Below are 14899 nucleotides of genomic sequence, written 5' to 3'. Positions count from 1 at the left end.
TGATGGGTGTCGGTCAAACACCCATCTGGCGGGCGGCGCTAACAACTCCCCAGTTGTTTTTATTTACTAAATGCATGTCGCTCGCCAATATAATTTACACGTGGACGGAACAAACGATTGTTCGCATGTTGCTCAATTACGTGTGCACATAGCCCTACTGTTCTAGAACTAAAGAAGATTGGTGTGTAAAGTTGAATTGGAATACCAAGCATCCAATATACTGGAGCAGCATAATAATCAAGATTCGGATAAATTCCTTTTTCCTTCTCCATAATTTTTTCTCCAGCTTCACACATTTCATATAGTGTATAATCGCCTTTCACATCACATAACTGCTTTAATGCTTCCTTCATCATAAGTGCTCTTGGATCCATCTTTTTCATATAAACACGGTGTCCAAAGCCCATAATTTTTTCTTTGTTATATAGTTTCTTCTGTAATAACTCTTCAAATTTCTCAACATTACCAGCTTCTAAAAGCATGTACATAACCGCTTCATTCGCACCGCCATGAAGACTTCCTTTTAAGGATGCAACTGCTCCTGTTAAAGCGCCGTATAAGTCGGATTGCGTTGATGCAATAACGCGTGCTGTAAATGTAGAGTTTGGCATTTCATGTTCACTATATAAAACAAGGGAACGATCAAAGATTTTCTCTTCAAGTTCAGTTGGTTTCTTTCCAGTTAACATATAGAAGAAATTCGCACTATATGACAATTCTTGAAGAGGCTCAATTGGTTCCTCATTATTTAAAATATGGTAGCTATTCGCTACAATATTTGGCACTTTACTTAAAAGCTTGTATCCTCGACTTTTATTCACTTCTAACGAGCGGTTTTCGATATCACTATCGTAACCAGCTAATGCAGACACACCTGTACGTAGCCCATCCATAGGATGCGTTTCCTTAGGCAATGCCTTTAGAACATTGAATACACCTTCTGGTACTGCATATTCTTCTTTTAATTTCTTTTCAATTGTTGCTTTCTCATCCTCATTCGGTAAACGTTCTTCTAATAAAAGGTGCACAATGTCTAAATACTCTTTTGTTTTTGAGAGTTCGATTAAATCATACCCTTGAATTACAATTTCACCTTTTACTGTGTCAAGAAACGAAATTTTCGTTTCCGCTGCTACTACACCATCTAATCCCGGGGAAAATTTTTCTTCAGCTTTCATCATTATTTCCTCCAATCCTAATAGATCTTCGTGCACATAACTGTAAGCCTTTACAATAATATGAAACTACATTTCTATTTCAATGTATCAGAGTTTTTAGAAGATTTCAATTTATTTTATAATGATAAGTTTCCTATACTTTTACCGATGTAATAATACAATTTTTCAAAAATAACTTTCACCTTTTATAAAGAAAGGACAGACATCCTTTTACAATTTTTTAAAACGAAATATAACAATTATCCATATAATCCCACTAAATATACCTTTAATCCCTTTTTCTTCAACAAACATAAAAAACCGAGCTGCACTCATGCACAGCTCGGTTTTTTATAATATTTATTTCATACTCCCATAAATATAATTCTTATATAAAATTTATTTATTTTTAATAAAATTATTATTTTACATAATTAAATTAAATTTCTTCCGTTTCTTTACGATAGCTTACAACTAATTCATAGTTTTGAAAGTACGAAAGATCATCAAAATCTATAAAAATAAACTACCGTCTTTCTCAACTGACACTATTTCCCGAACTGATTTCTCAGAAACAATCCCTAAAGAATATCCGGGCTGAATTGAGCTATTTCCTCCGTACCTTACAATACATCAAATAGATTCATCATGCTTTATACGCAATTCTTCCTTAAAGCATCGTCGAGCATCACGATCAATTGAAATTTTCATCTTCGCTCTTCCTGTTTACGCAAAATCTTTTTTGCCTAATCGTTGTTTTACAAAAATGACAAATATAATTAAAGCTATTAATCCTGAAATTGCACTACCTGCGAATAAAATACGGTAACCAAACATTTGTGAAACAACTCCAAGTAAAATCGCACCTAATCCAATCCCTAAATCAAAAGCGGTAAAGAATGAAGCGTTAGCAACTCCTCTTTTACTAGGATCAACAATTGTCAGCATCGCTGCTTGTAAAGCGGGCTGTGCTGAACCGAATCCAACACCATATAATGCCGCTGCAATCATTACACCTATCAAACCATTTGAAATCGTTAGTACAACTATCGCTAAAATAGTAATACATAGTGCCGGAAGTATGATAAAAACTTCTCCATACTTATCTAATAGTTTTCCTGAAATAGGTCGTACAATTGTTAAAGCAATTGCATATACAAGAAAGAATGTCCCAGGATTCACATCAATTGATGACGCGAATAACGGTAAAAATGTTGTTATTCCTCCATATGCAAATGATAAAAAGAAAACAACAACCGTTATTGATAAAACGGATTTTTCAAACAGCTGAATTTTCCCTTTTTCTTTTTGTGGCGTGAATGGCATTTTCGTTATTAACGATAATACGACTGCCATAAAGGATAAAAGAGTTGCTAACAAGAATAGACCATGAAATGAATAATTTTGTACAACCCATAATCCAATCATCGGACCAATTGCCATCGCGATTGTCATCGCCATGCCATACCAGCCCATCCCTTCACCACGACGTGAATCTGGAATAATATCAGTTATCGCTGTTCCAACTGCTGTTGTAGAAACAGCCCACGTCACTCCGTGAATAACGCGTAAAACAGCTAAAAGGACAATAGTCGATGCTAAATTATACGAATACATCGTTATCCCAAAAAATATGAGTCCGAAAATAATAAAAGATCTTCTACCATATTGATCTAACATACCTCCAATAATCGGTCGTATTACAACTGCCGCTATTGTAAACATTCCCATCATCAGTCCAACTTGCGATTCATTTCCACCAATCTCTTTAATAAAGAGCGGGAGCGTTGGAACAAGTAAATAAAACCCCGTAAATAAAAATAACATCGCGATAGTCATTTGTATAAATGATTTCGTCCATAATCGTTCCATTAAAATCCCTCCATAAACACGTAAAATATTACAATCAACACATCAATTGTATATTTTTCATGTTCCCTTGCCCTCCGCTAATAGACGTATCTTTTCATAATAAATGGTCTACCATCAATTTAAGTTGGTCTTACGACTTTATGCCTATGTTTTAAGCAAAAAACCTATATATGTACCTTTATATGTTTTAGAAGAATATACTATTTTATTATTAAACTTAGGAGTGATCGTTTTCATGTGGGTATCACCAAGAATAACCGCCGTTGTCCCATCAGCTCCCTCAATACATGTTCCTGTCGTTCATACAGCTAGTTCTGATGTTGGTATCGAACTTCCTGCCGCTTGGCAACAATATCAATCGACTGACCAATTCACCCCTTCATTTTGGCATCATGGTACACACCCGAGTAGTACTACTTTTTATAGCCCTAGTTATCCAATACCGCCAACTCAAATTTTTTATCATTTCCCATCAATTTACTTTCAAAATTTCTATGGTACTTTTAATATTTAAAAATAATATTACTCTTTATAATACAAAAAGCACCAAAGAAACCGTTTTTCCCGGTACCTTCGGTGCTTTTAAAATGCATTATTTATTGTCCATTATTGGAAGGAGCCTCTCCTGTGTTCCCGCCAGTAGTTGGTGGGGTTGGAGTTTCTTGGCCACCTCCAGTGGTTGGTGGATTTGGAGTTCCTTGGTCACCTCCAGTGGTTGGCGGATTTGGAGTTCCTTGACCACCTCCAGTGGTTGGTGGATTTGGAGTTCCTTGGCCACCTCCAGTGGTTGGTGGATTTGGAGTTCCTTGGTCACCTCCATTAGTTGGTGGATTTGGAGTTCCTTGACCATTTCCATTGTTTTGTTCATTTTGCTTATTCTGTTCATCTTGTTTCTTTTGCTCTTCTTGCTTCTTTTGCTCTTCTTGCTTCTTAAGCTCTTCTTGCTTCTTAAGTTCATCTTGTTTCTTTTGCTCTTCTTGTTTCTTAAGTTCTTCCTGTTTCTTTAATTCCTCTTGATTTTTCTCTTCTTCAGTTTTTTGCTGTTGATCTTGTTTTGGTTGTTCCGTTGTATCCGGTACGCTAGTATTTGGAGATGAATCACGTTTTTCACCTTTTATACGCAATTCACTACCTTCTTGAATAACACTACTTGGCATTTTAAAGCGTGATTTATCTGTAGCCATCTCGCTCATCATTTCTTTAAAGATCAACTGTGCAATTTTCGTATTTTTACTACTAATATACTCGTCTTTACCATCTTTCGTATATCCAGTCCATACTGCCATCGTATATTGCGGTGTATATCCTGCAAACCAACTATCACGAGTTGCACTTTCTGGAATTCCATATTGTGCTAGTTGTTTTGAAGAATAGTTAGTTGTACCTGTTTTACCAGCTACATCTAAAGAGGCCACATTTGCCGATGTACCAGTACCTGATGTAACTACAGAACGAAGCATATCAGTAATCATATATGCTGTAGAATCCGCCATAACTGATTTTGGTTTTTGTCCAAAACTTTGTGACTTGCCGTCTGGATAAACTACTTTCTTAACAAAATGCGGCTTCGTATACTTACCGTCATTCCCAAATGCCGCATAAGCACCTGCAATTTCAGTTGGTGACGCTTCATTTGTACCGATCGCTGTTGATTCTGTCGGTGCTACATTAAATGTAATACCTAATTTCTCAGAGAACTCTTTCGATTTACTAATACCTACCTCTTTAGCTGTTTTAACTGCTGGAACGTTACGTGACATTTTTAACGCTTCACGCATAGTAATTGGGCCTAAATGACTTCTGTCCGCATTTCGAAGTTCTTGTCCAGTTGAATATTTAAATGGAGAGTCATCGATTTGATGATACGTAGCCCATTTTAAATATTCAATAGCCGGTGCATAATCAAAGATTGGCTTCATAGTTGAACCAGCTGCACGATCTAATTCAATCGCCATATTATGCCCTTTAAATACTGCTTTATTTTCACCGCGCCCACTACCTATAGCGCGAACTTCTCCAGTTTTCGTATCCATAAATGTGAAAGCACCTTGGAATTTATCATTTGGATAATTAATAATATTTGTATTCAAAATATTATCAGCTAATTTCTGTGCTTTTGGATCCAATGTTGTATAAATTTCTAAACCATCAGATCCAATATTAACATCTGGTATTTCTTTTTCTACTTCTTTAACTACTGCATCCATAAATGCAGTATATGGCATCGCTTGTAGTTCAGCTGCACTCTTAATATTTTTATCCACTGGTACTTTCGATGCTTCTTCCATTTCTGCCTTTGTAATATAACCATGTCTATTCATTAAGTTTAGTACAGTATTTCTTCTTTCTGTTGCCCTTTGAACATTTTCTTTTTTCGTTGGGTCATAGTTATTCGGTGCTTTTGGTAAACCAGCTAGCATCGCAACTTCTGGTAATGTTAAATCTTTCAATTCTTTACCGTAGTAGTTTTGTGCTGCTGTTGCGATTCCATATGAACGGTTTCCTAAATTAATTTTATTTAAATACATCTCTAATATTTCATGTTTTGAATATTGTTGTTCTAGCTTATACGCTAAATATATTTCCTGAACCTTACGTTTTGACGTTTTTTCCATCGATAAGAAGTAGTTTTTAATAACTTGCTGCGTTATCGTACTACCACCTTGAGAGCCATAATCTCCCTTAAGACTAACTAAAACTGCACGTGCAGTACCCTTAAAGTCTACTCCGCTATGCTCATAAAAACGCGAATCTTCTGTTGCTAAAAATGCATTTTCTACTAATTTTGGGATTTGATCATACGTAACATTCGTCCGCTTTTCTTTCCCATATTCATATACCAAATTCCCGTCTTTATCATAAATTTTTGAGGATAACGGATTAACAAGTTTTGCTTTCTCAAGTTTTGGTGCATCCTTAATCATTACGAAAAAGGTAGCAACCCCTGCCACTAAACCTACAATACCAAGTAGTAAACAACTGATTAAAAATTTACGAAAAAACGATGTTTTACCTTTTGGTTTTGTTTTTTTAGAAGCTGGCTGTTTTTTCTTTTGAACTTGTCGTCGCTCCTCTCGAGAACGATAATTTTCTGACATGTTACTTTCTCCTGCCTTTCAATTCTCCCGTTGATTTACTTGAAAATATTGAGGTCACTTTCCCAAATACATTTAATCAAGAAAGTATATTGACCTGGAGCATTCAATATTTTCCCAATTCACAGATTATACATTTTAGAATACTTCTTATACAAACTATTTTCACTTCTATTTTTTCTAATAATACTGCCCCTTAAAGCATAGAATGTAAGAAGTGAATTTTTAATACCTCGTATAAATAATATACCTTTTTTTCAAATGGTCAATATTTTCTTATTTATAAATCAAAGGTGAAATAAAAATAGCACAACGATATGTACTTCGTGTGAACTTCCTTATAATTACGTATAACAAACATTTAATATATTGCATATAAGTATAATACTCCTTTAATTATTAGGATTTCAACACGACAATCCCCTTCTCTACAAGAAACCATCTAAAATGAAAAATAAGGAGTTGCGTAATGATGAAGCTATCTCCCGTTATTTCAAAAAAATTAGTTGCTGTTGGCTATAATCCTTTTTCTATGATTTTACGTATTCAACTAAAGAATGGTATGTATGATTTCTTTAATGTGCCAGAAAGCATTTACACCGGTTTATTAAACGCACACTCTAAAAGTTATTATCATAATACTTATATTAAAAATTCTTACCGCTATACTAAAATTTAAACTTGATTGGCATACAAAAAAGAAAGGCGAATCAAATCCCCTTTCTTTTTTGTATGTCAATCGCAATTTACCTTCTATTTCTTTTATTAATTTCATCATACGCTTGAACTTGTTTTTTAAGTCGCCTGTCGGCTTTTTTATCATGTACGACAAGAACTGCGTGTATCGCTCCTGGAACCCAAAAAATTAAGGTTAAAATGAAATTAATAATCGCTTGAAACGGCTTTCCGCAAAATAAAACAGCTACCGGCGGAAGTAAAATTGCTAATAAGTACATCATGTCTGAAAAACTCCTTAATGTTTATTTTTCGCTTCTTCCCTATCCATCTCCTACACTATCAAACCTATGAAATCATGTTATTTCTAAAAGCGTATATAAGAACTCATCATTACAAAAATCACATATAATAGTATAACTAAATGAGAAGCCTCTCACTAACGTTAACAAGTTATTTTCACCTGTTCGTTTATATGTATATTCTACGCCTATATGAAAAAGCCTACAAAAACAATTAACACATCCATCTTGTCCTACTTCTAAAATTGAAATACTCCAAACTTCATTGAAATGAGTATTTCATCACCTTTTCTTAGATTCCAATCGTTGTTCCTCTACTATTTCGGTTAATCCAATTGCTGAAATTACAGTACCTATTGCCTGTATCCAAATACCTATTAGCCCTATTATACGTTGATCTTCTTTATCTATATTACTGTCTTCTTTTCCCTTTTCTTCTTTTGGTATATTTTTAATACCTTCATATGCTTGTAATCCCGCACCTAAACTTTGCATTGAATTCCCTAATACGATAATCCACTGTATTCCATTTATCTCATTCAATGCTACTTCTACTCCTAAAAAAGCGCCAATTGATTGCAAACTATTTCCAGTAATTATAAGGAAATCATTTTCTTTCATTTGTTCATTGAGATTAAAATACGTTCCTATTACATTTGAAATATTACCTAAAGCTAATAACTCAATCCCCGTTTTCGCTAGCGCTTTATTTTTATTATCTATAGTTACCTCTTGCTTCTCACATTTATCTTCATCTTTCGCATCATTAGTTGCTATAATTTGTAATATATATCCGAGAGCTTGTAATGAACTCCCTACAATAACGAGATCCGACTCAATCTTTTCTTCCCCTGCAAACCCTCTAGTTGTTCCAATTGCTGCTATAAGATTTCCTCCTACTTGAAACCAGGCACCTGTCAATTCTAAATCGCGTAGGTTCATTTCCCATCACCTATATTTAAATTTTCTAGTACATTCAAAACAAACAAATATCACCTTTAATTCATTATTCTATTTTTCATATGTAATTTTGTGCATCACATAATGCACTAATAATACAAAAGAGCACCTTTCAGGCGCTCTTTTTGACAAGGAGTTTCTCAATGAATGTATGCCGGACATGTCAATGACTCACCGTTTTTATCTATTGATATATTTAATATATAATGAATTGCTTTATGTGACCACATTTCAGGTGTAGGAGATTCTTTTACATATTGAGGTGCACATAAGTGAAGCATTGGAGTGCTAATACTGCCACCTGGATCTAAAGCAACTACTGCCATACCATTTGGTAGTTCCATTGCCATTGACTGCGTGATACCTTCAACAGCAAACTTCGAGGCACAATATGGCGCAAGTTCAGCCTCGCCTTCTCTTCCCCAACTAGAGCTCATGTTAATAATAATTCCTTCTTTCCTAGCTATCATCGCCGGGACGAACGCCCTAATGACATTTACTACCCCGTTCACATTTACACTCATTACACTTTCAAATTCTTGTGCAGTAACTTTCCATAGAGGTGCATTTTGATTAACAATCGATGCATTATTTATTAACATATCGGGAGCCCTATACTTATTAAGAATACGACTTGCCCATTTACTAACTTGGTGATGATTTGAAACATCAATTATTTGAAAATCATGTGAAGCACCGTAATATTTATTAAGCTCTTCAATTTTATTTTTTGAGCGTCCACACCCTGCTATGTTCCACCCCAATTCATGAAACCTATCAACCATTGCACGTCCTAACCCTTGCGTTACTCCAGTAATAATTACAAGTTTCCCAATGTCGTTTCGCCCCAACTTCATCTCCTCCTTTCCATTAATATTACTCTTTTTATTCTTATTCAACTTCTCACTTAAGTATCAATTCATTTCATACTTTAGAAGTATTTTTGATATTACATATTACAAACAAAAAGAGTAACCATCATAGTTACTCTTTTTATTTGTATCGCTATTATTTTTAAATTGTATCTTCTATTCCCTACATTTCTCACATCGATAAATATAGGTTACACCTTAATGAAAGTATATTTATGTTTACGGTTCGATTTATCCAAATACTTTTCAATCCACTTTTTCAACTTAACAGAGCCCACCTCTATCAATAAATTTCCACCTAGTCTTATAACATACTTTTATTTAAATTCTCAATCTCATTTTGCAACTTTTTAAATTGCTCAAAATGCATTGTTATAGATTGAATACTATTCCTTTCAACATTTTGCTTTACTAATAAAACGCCTGTATCGTGAAAAATTGCTTCAAGTTCTTTCCTTATAGATACTTTCGTAATATATGCGGTTTTAATTGCCGATAAAATTGCTATTTCATTAAACTTTAATTTTATTTCATTAGGACAAAATGCTTTTTCGATCAATGTGACATCATTACTATAAATATAAGCAATAAGTTTACTTGATTCTGCATCTGTTAAATCCACTGTTTTTATAACATTATCCATTACATTTTGCCTCCTTTAATTCCGTATATATTAATTATTCAAATTTATTCTTTTTAAAATTCAGCTCTTCATTAATTTTAACATACTTTTTGCTCGATTGATTAAACAAAGCTTCAAACATTTTTCTATTCCGGAATATTTGTCAAATGAACCAATTAGACTATACCTTCATATAGTAATGCAAACAATTACTTATAAAGCAGGTGAAAATTATGCCCTCAGTTGTTGGGAATTTAGTTGTACAAAATAGTAACGGATCTTTCAACTTAGGTGATTTCTACAATGTTTCTCCAAAAGAGAATACGAAAGCTTATAACGGCTCTGGCGCATCTAACGTTGGTTTCGTAGTGAACACTTTTAGTGGGGTTAGCGCGACTAATACATTTGATTCTGATCTAGCAGATCAAAACCAAGTTGGTACGGCCTAACCAGATCTGTAATCATTTTTGTATAACATTTTAAAATTTGTCTATACTATACTCAGGCTGATACACAGCTATCATTGATTTTTTGAGTGCCAATCTTTTTCTCCCTTTCCCTGGGACTAAGCAGCTAGCTGCTTTTTCATTTAGTTCTTCACCTCTTCAAAAAATTAGGTTTTAACAGGTAGCCTGACTCACAGCCGAATTTTGAGGTGTGAATCTGCCTGTCCGTAAATAGCTAGATAAATTAAAGAAGCTAAACTTCAAAATTCAGCTTCTTTTAGGTTACATCAATTATGTCCATTGCAGAAAATATATATGTTTTATAAAATGCATCTGTACATTTTACAATTTGTTGAATTGGATTTATATGAACCACTGTCATATAACTCGTAAGTATGTATCCTTCTTCAAAATATGTCACTAACATCTCTTCTTCAGACAATAATGAAGTTAATAATTTGTCTGAAATGCTGTCTTTCGCTTCATTTGTTATTAGCGGTCTTTGGACTTTTAATTTCTCTCCAATAATTTTTTTCATACTTAATAATTGTTCCGACATTACTGTAAACGGAACCCACTCTCTTCCTTTTTCCTGTATCTTTACATAATTCATTTTCTTTACTCCTCAATTTTCTATATCTATCCATTCTTGAACTACTCCGCAGTCCTTGCGGTTAGAAGCCTTATCGCTTCATTCTTTATCCATCTCTTATTTATATGTAGCGTAGCTTTCCAATTCAAAACTATTTATGAATTTGTAGACATCTCCACTTTAAAAGAACATTCGTTCTAATTATACACGAACGAACGTTCTTGCGGAAGTGCAACATGTAAATTTTTCAAACAAAATGCAACTTTAATATATGAAGTTTATTCATACTCATTTATTACTCCCTTTTATTAATCAAATTTCTTTGCACTTCCTATCGCATCATAGAATACGTGTAGCAACAATAAAAGCGACTCCACCTAATGTGAAGCCGCTTTTATTGAACTAATTATATTTCTAATTTTACTTTTCTATCCTAACTAACGTTCTTTCTGGAATACAAATTTCAGCTATATCTCATTAACCATCCTTCAACAAAAGCATACACTTTTATTATGAACGAACTCACAAAGCTTTAGAAACTTATGATGTAAAACAATTCATTCCTCATAAGTTTCATACATATCGACAATTACTACCATTTATCCTGCTATTTGCAGGCAGTAAGATTCACACTCATTAATTTTCACTTTCTTTATTGAATATGCTTGGGTTGCATTATAATATGTAATTCTCTCTCTGTTTCTGTTTTTTTCGGATTCCGATAATATTCCAGTTTATATTCTAATACTTCATACTCAACCATCCCAATCTTTATCCCTTTTGTTTCTTTTAATACAGCTAATAGAACGCTTATATTTTCATTAGATGATTCAAAAATTTTCCCTCCGCCTTCTCTCTTAAAAATAACTTTCATATATTCTCCCCCAAATTATTTTATAATCTAGTAAATATAAAAATATTCATCCTATTTTAATAAAGTGAAGGCTAATAATCAGTGGGGGTTTTACGAGCAGTAAGACTCCCACAAATAGCGGGATAAATAATTCTTATCATCATTAAGAACATCTTTTTGTACTAAATGTTCAACATGTCACTTCCTATAAAGTTAATTTATACTCCAATAAATATGATATGTACCATTCTTTAAATTATGTCCTCAATTCACTCTCCAAGAAAATATATTTAGTTTATATTTAACAAAATTAATTAACTAAAACATTATCATTTCAACATTTTGCGAATTTAATTGCTTATTCCTTTTATCTACATCCAAATTTTCCTATTGTAATTCTTAATATTTAAATGTAATATTGTATTGTCTTACTATCTATTTATAACTCACACACTAACGCGAAAAGGGAACTCTATATGAGTTCCCTTTTCTATTGAAAACAAAAAAACAGAAATATAGCATTATGCTAAATCTCTGTTTTTCTTCTAAACCTTATTTCTCATCTAAGAATTTAAATGTATCTTTAAATTCTTTATCTGTTACTTTAATATCTGCTTCTTTCAATAGATCATTGATTACTTGTTGTTTCCATTTACCTGTCGCATCTTGCAGTCTTTGTTGTTCTAAATCTTTTCGAATCGTATCTTTTACTTCATCAAATGGTTTCAATTCTTTTTTATCCGTCACTTTTATTATATGATAACCATAAGATGTTTTTATTGGCTCACTTACTTGTCCTGCATCTAATTTATATGCAGCTTCCTCAAACTCTTTCACAGTTTGACCAGGAGCAAAACCAGCGATTTCTCCGCCCTGTTCCTTTGAACCAGTATCTTCCGAATACTGTTTCGCTAAAGCAGTAAAATCTTCACCATTATTTATTTTCTCTTTTACTTCTTTCGCAGTTTTTTCATCTTTCACTAAAATGTGACTTACCTTCATTTCAGGTTTATGGTTATCTTTCACATCTTTATCTGTGACAGTCGCTCTAATCGCTTTCTCAAGTGCAATTTCTGGCTTCATTCTCTCTTTTAATTCATCTTCATTCCTTAATCCTACTTGCTCTAAAGCCACTTTAAACTTGTCACCCATTTGTTCCTTCGCTGCTTCTACTTGTTTTTTAGCTTCTTCATCTGAAACTTTATATTTATCTAGCAATGCCTTATTTAACATCATTTGAGATAAAGTACTTTTTCCATATGTTTGCCTTAATTCTTTACTTAACTCTTTCTCTGTCACGTTTCCTACTTTTGATGTTGCAACATTTTCTGAGGAACCACACGCAGACAATGTTGCAACATTTTCTGAGGAACCACACGCAGACAATGTTAGCGCCACACATGCAATAATAGTTCCCATAAATAGCTTTTTCTTTTTCAATTCAAATACCTCACTTTGATAAATGTATATTAGGAACTATACAGCGCTATTGTGAAATCAATGTGTTTTCTGCAAGTATTTCTCTTCATGCCAGAGACAAGCTTTATTAAATAAAAAAGCCGGCATAAATCCGACTTTTAACATCATTTAATCTGCACATGTTCTTCTTTGATCCATTTGTTCCCACCTATATCTATATATCCATCTTGACGATTCCAAATACGATAAGGAACCCTCCCATCGACCGCACCTGTATCATTCCCGTTTGGCCCATCGTACGTTCTAATTTCATATCCAGGTGTGTACTTTGAATATGCATAAAACCATTGTACATTAAAATGTTCTAACTTAGCCCACTGTTGTTCACCACCTAAACAAATCATATCTTTTTCGCCACCTCCCCAATAACCTTTATAGATTAAATATGGGATTTTTTTCGTAAGTCTTCCTATAAATTGCGGATTCGCAGGATTTTCATATAAATTAATGCCGTATCCATCATCATATTTTGAAACTGCAATACCAATTCCACTTGGTTGCTTACTGTCTCCAATACTAGATTGATTTGTTTGATTTGAACCTATAAACCAAGAAAGATTTTTATTCCCAATTAATTGATTCAAATCACATTTTCCAATACCAGGAACATTTCCTGAATCAGTATATTGCCAAATATCACAAGGATATGCTGGTTTATTCCCTCCATAACGAGGAATCCAAATAAAATCAGCATCAATATTGCGAGCTCCAAATGATACATACGTGTGATGTCCTACATATAAACCAATTTTTTTTGCACCTAATCGGCGTAATTCATCAATAAATCCTTGAGTCCCACCTTGCATATCTACCATTGTTTGAACTTCTACATCTGCCACCCAAAATTTAGCGTTTTTATCGCCACGATTCCAAAAATCTTGCGCTTCTTTTTTTGCATCTGAAATAGATATAAAACGGCAAAATGCATAATTCCCAAATGGGATACTACGTTTCTTCATTTCTTTCACATAACCTTGATACATAAAATCGATCGTATTCGAACCATCTTGAACTCTAGCAATAACTAAATCTAGCTGAGACGCTGCAATATCCCAATTAATATTTCCATTCCATTTCGAAATATCTACAATATAACCCATTACTAATCAACTCCTTTTTATTATCTTATTCAAAGCTTGTTTTATTGCTAGACCCATACGCCTAATAGCAAGCTTCTATAAGACAAATAAATATATTTTCATCATTTTTTAAAACTAAATAATTTCTTTTTATCCATAATAAATAAGTCCTTCTTTTTTTGCATTTGTAAACGATAAACTTGCGTTTATTTCATACTAAATATTGGAATAAAACTATAAATAATGTACATACTACATATAAGCAATTTTTGCTTATACTCATGAATGACCTCCAAGATTTTTCAATCTCCCTGTAAAAAGGCAGCTAAAAAAAGCTGCCTTTTTACAATTTATTATATAGAGACAAGTTAATTAACGCTTATTCCCTCATATTAGTCTGTTTTTAAGCTTTTTATAAACATGATATATATTTTTTCACAACACTATTTTGATACGTAATAGAAATTACATCAACTCATACAGTATATGTAATAATCAACTACAATAAAAATTACATATTATATTAATATGTCTTCCTAATTAAAAGGAAATAAACATATAACCTCTGTTATGTAAGGAGTTTATTTAATGAAAAAAATCCCTATCGTATTCAAAGTTCCCCCGAATTCAAAGCTAAAAGTTACATTCTATGGTCCTTGTAACGAAGTAATTACAAATGTATCTTTAATTAATCAACTACTCACCCCTACCTGCCAAACTGTATCTCAATATCCAGACTTCAAGAAATATATAACTGAAGTCCGATCATTATCAAATTGTTAATCGTATAATTTTATGATTTATCATTTCGAACAGTACGATAACAAAATAATAAAAAGAGCCGCATCTTTCAAAAGAAACGGCTCTTTTTCATTTCACAAAACATGACTTCATT

The 14899-nt window shown here is 33.2% G+C and carries 15 protein-coding genes and 1 pseudogene; 4 read left to right on the top strand and 12 right to left on the bottom strand.

Features of this window, described 5'->3' with window-relative positions:
- Window positions 1-59 precede the first annotated feature (59 nt).
- The 3 genes and pseudogenes from mmgD to JFT95_RS09445 form a co-directional block, all read right to left on the bottom strand.
- Window positions 60-1181, bottom strand: coding sequence for a citrate synthase (mmgD, locus tag JFT95_RS09455; protein ID WP_002127276.1), 1122 nt, complete (start codon window positions 1179-1181; stop codon window positions 60-62).
- Window positions 1182-1596: 415 nt separating this feature from the next.
- Window positions 1597-1868: pseudogene (locus JFT95_RS09450) on the bottom strand (HesB/YadR/YfhF family protein).
- 15 nt (window positions 1869-1883) lie between these two features.
- On the bottom strand, window positions 1884-3029 hold the full coding sequence (locus JFT95_RS09445) for an MFS transporter (protein ID WP_016094095.1): 1146 nt from the start codon (window positions 3027-3029) through the stop codon (window positions 1884-1886).
- A gap of 235 nt (window positions 3030-3264) precedes the next feature.
- Here JFT95_RS09445 and JFT95_RS09440 point away from each other — a divergent pair, with 235 nt between their 5' ends.
- Window positions 3265-3543: a hypothetical protein gene (locus tag JFT95_RS09440; RefSeq protein ID WP_078176575.1), complete on the top strand. Its 279-nt coding sequence runs from the start codon at window positions 3265-3267 to the stop codon at window positions 3541-3543.
- A gap of 82 nt (window positions 3544-3625) precedes the next feature.
- Here the strand turns inward: JFT95_RS09440 and JFT95_RS09435 are convergent, their stop codons facing one another.
- Window positions 3626-6127, bottom strand: a complete 2502-nt coding sequence (locus JFT95_RS09435) for a PBP1A family penicillin-binding protein (protein WP_201052059.1) — start codon at window positions 6125-6127, stop codon at window positions 3626-3628.
- A gap of 466 nt (window positions 6128-6593) precedes the next feature.
- Between JFT95_RS09435 and JFT95_RS09430 the strand changes: the two genes are divergently transcribed.
- Window positions 6594-6803 carry a KTSC domain-containing protein gene (locus JFT95_RS09430; RefSeq protein WP_002085762.1) on the top strand — a complete coding sequence of 70 codons (210 nt, stop codon included), beginning with the start codon at window positions 6594-6596 and terminating at the stop codon, window positions 6801-6803.
- A gap of 67 nt (window positions 6804-6870) precedes the next feature.
- On the opposite strand, the gene JFT95_RS09425 is transcribed toward JFT95_RS09430, so the two are convergent.
- The 4 genes from JFT95_RS09425 to JFT95_RS09410 all read right to left on the bottom strand — a co-directional run bounded on the left by JFT95_RS09425 (window position 6871) and on the right by JFT95_RS09410 (window position 9576).
- On the bottom strand, window positions 6871-7083 hold the full coding sequence (locus JFT95_RS09425; protein ID WP_002085763.1) for a YqaE/Pmp3 family membrane protein: 213 nt from the start codon (window positions 7081-7083) through the stop codon (window positions 6871-6873).
- 300 nt (window positions 7084-7383) lie between these two features.
- Window positions 7384-8043 (bottom strand): DUF6944 family repetitive protein, encoded by a 660-nt coding sequence (locus tag JFT95_RS09420; protein ID WP_002035373.1) that lies wholly within the window; start codon window positions 8041-8043, stop codon window positions 7384-7386.
- Window positions 8044-8201: 158 nt separating this feature from the next.
- Complete coding sequence (locus JFT95_RS09415) at window positions 8202-8912, bottom strand: SDR family oxidoreductase (RefSeq protein ID WP_201052057.1); 711 nt, start codon at window positions 8910-8912, stop codon at window positions 8202-8204.
- A gap of 325 nt (window positions 8913-9237) precedes the next feature.
- Entirely contained in the window at window positions 9238-9576 is a 339-nt protein-coding gene (locus tag JFT95_RS09410; RefSeq protein ID WP_002031841.1) for a hypothetical protein, read from the bottom strand.
- A 212-nt stretch (window positions 9577-9788) separates the two neighbouring features.
- Here JFT95_RS09410 and gerPF point away from each other — a divergent pair, with 212 nt between their 5' ends.
- A complete protein-coding gene (gene gerPF / locus JFT95_RS09405; RefSeq protein WP_001141569.1) occupies window positions 9789-10004 on the top strand; it encodes a spore germination protein GerPF in 216 nt (71 codons plus the stop codon).
- Window positions 10005-10278: 274 nt separating this feature from the next.
- Here gerPF and JFT95_RS09400 read toward each other — a convergent pair whose 3' ends face one another.
- The 4 genes from JFT95_RS09400 to JFT95_RS09385 all read right to left on the bottom strand — a co-directional run bounded on the left by JFT95_RS09400 (window position 10279) and on the right by JFT95_RS09385 (window position 14025).
- The gene (locus JFT95_RS09400) at window positions 10279-10614 is read right to left on the bottom strand and encodes a YolD-like family protein (RefSeq protein WP_002085766.1); all 336 of its coding nucleotides are present in this window, start codon (window positions 10612-10614) and stop codon (window positions 10279-10281) included.
- 631 nt (window positions 10615-11245) lie between these two features.
- A complete protein-coding gene (locus JFT95_RS09395; RefSeq protein ID WP_002012623.1) occupies window positions 11246-11467 on the bottom strand; it encodes a hypothetical protein in 222 nt (73 codons plus the stop codon).
- A gap of 531 nt (window positions 11468-11998) precedes the next feature.
- Window positions 11999-12886, bottom strand: a complete 888-nt coding sequence (locus JFT95_RS09390; RefSeq protein ID WP_201052055.1) for a peptidylprolyl isomerase PrsA — start codon at window positions 12884-12886, stop codon at window positions 11999-12001.
- 143 nt (window positions 12887-13029) lie between these two features.
- Entirely contained in the window at window positions 13030-14025 is a 996-nt protein-coding gene (locus tag JFT95_RS09385; protein WP_201052053.1) for a glycoside hydrolase family 25 protein, read from the bottom strand.
- A gap of 567 nt (window positions 14026-14592) precedes the next feature.
- Between JFT95_RS09385 and JFT95_RS09380 the strand changes: the two genes are divergently transcribed.
- On the top strand, window positions 14593-14787 hold the full coding sequence (locus tag JFT95_RS09380; protein WP_002085768.1) for a hypothetical protein: 195 nt from the start codon (window positions 14593-14595) through the stop codon (window positions 14785-14787).
- Window positions 14788-14899: the final 112 nt, after the last annotated feature.

It is taken from the genome of Bacillus sp. TH17, assembly GCF_016651125.1.
Classification (GTDB): Bacteria; Bacillota; Bacilli; order Bacillales; family Bacillaceae_G; genus Bacillus_A; species Bacillus_A mycoides.
Note: the sequence above shows the minus strand (reverse complement) of the source record. Positions and strands in the feature narration are given on the sequence as shown.

Coding starts and splice junctions, on each gene's coding strand:
- mmgD (WP_002127276.1), bottom strand. CDS start 1,181: ATGATGAAAGCTGAAGAAAAATTTTCCCCGGGATTAGATGGTGTAGTA.
- JFT95_RS09445 (WP_016094095.1), bottom strand. CDS start 3,029: ATGGAACGATTATGGACGAAATCATTTATACAAATGACTATCGCGATG.
- JFT95_RS09440 (WP_078176575.1), top strand. CDS start 3,265: ATGTGGGTATCACCAAGAATAACCGCCGTTGTCCCATCAGCTCCCTCA.
- JFT95_RS09435 (WP_201052059.1), bottom strand. CDS start 6,127: ATGTCAGAAAATTATCGTTCTCGAGAGGAGCGACGACAAGTTCAAAAG.
- JFT95_RS09430 (WP_002085762.1), top strand. CDS start 6,594: ATGATGAAGCTATCTCCCGTTATTTCAAAAAAATTAGTTGCTGTTGGC.
- JFT95_RS09425 (WP_002085763.1), bottom strand. CDS start 7,083: ATGATGTACTTATTAGCAATTTTACTTCCGCCGGTAGCTGTTTTATTT.
- JFT95_RS09420 (WP_002035373.1), bottom strand. CDS start 8,043: ATGAACCTACGCGATTTAGAATTGACAGGTGCCTGGTTTCAAGTAGGA.
- JFT95_RS09410 (WP_002031841.1), bottom strand. CDS start 9,576: ATGGATAATGTTATAAAAACAGTGGATTTAACAGATGCAGAATCAAGT.
- gerPF (WP_001141569.1), top strand. CDS start 9,789: ATGCCCTCAGTTGTTGGGAATTTAGTTGTACAAAATAGTAACGGATCT.
- JFT95_RS09400 (WP_002085766.1), bottom strand. CDS start 10,614: ATGAATTATGTAAAGATACAGGAAAAAGGAAGAGAGTGGGTTCCGTTT.
- JFT95_RS09395 (WP_002012623.1), bottom strand. CDS start 11,467: ATGAAAGTTATTTTTAAGAGAGAAGGCGGAGGGAAAATTTTTGAATCA.
- JFT95_RS09385 (WP_201052053.1), bottom strand. CDS start 14,025: ATGGGTTATATTGTAGATATTTCGAAATGGAATGGAAATATTAATTGG.
- JFT95_RS09380 (WP_002085768.1), top strand. CDS start 14,593: ATGAAAAAAATCCCTATCGTATTCAAAGTTCCCCCGAATTCAAAGCTA.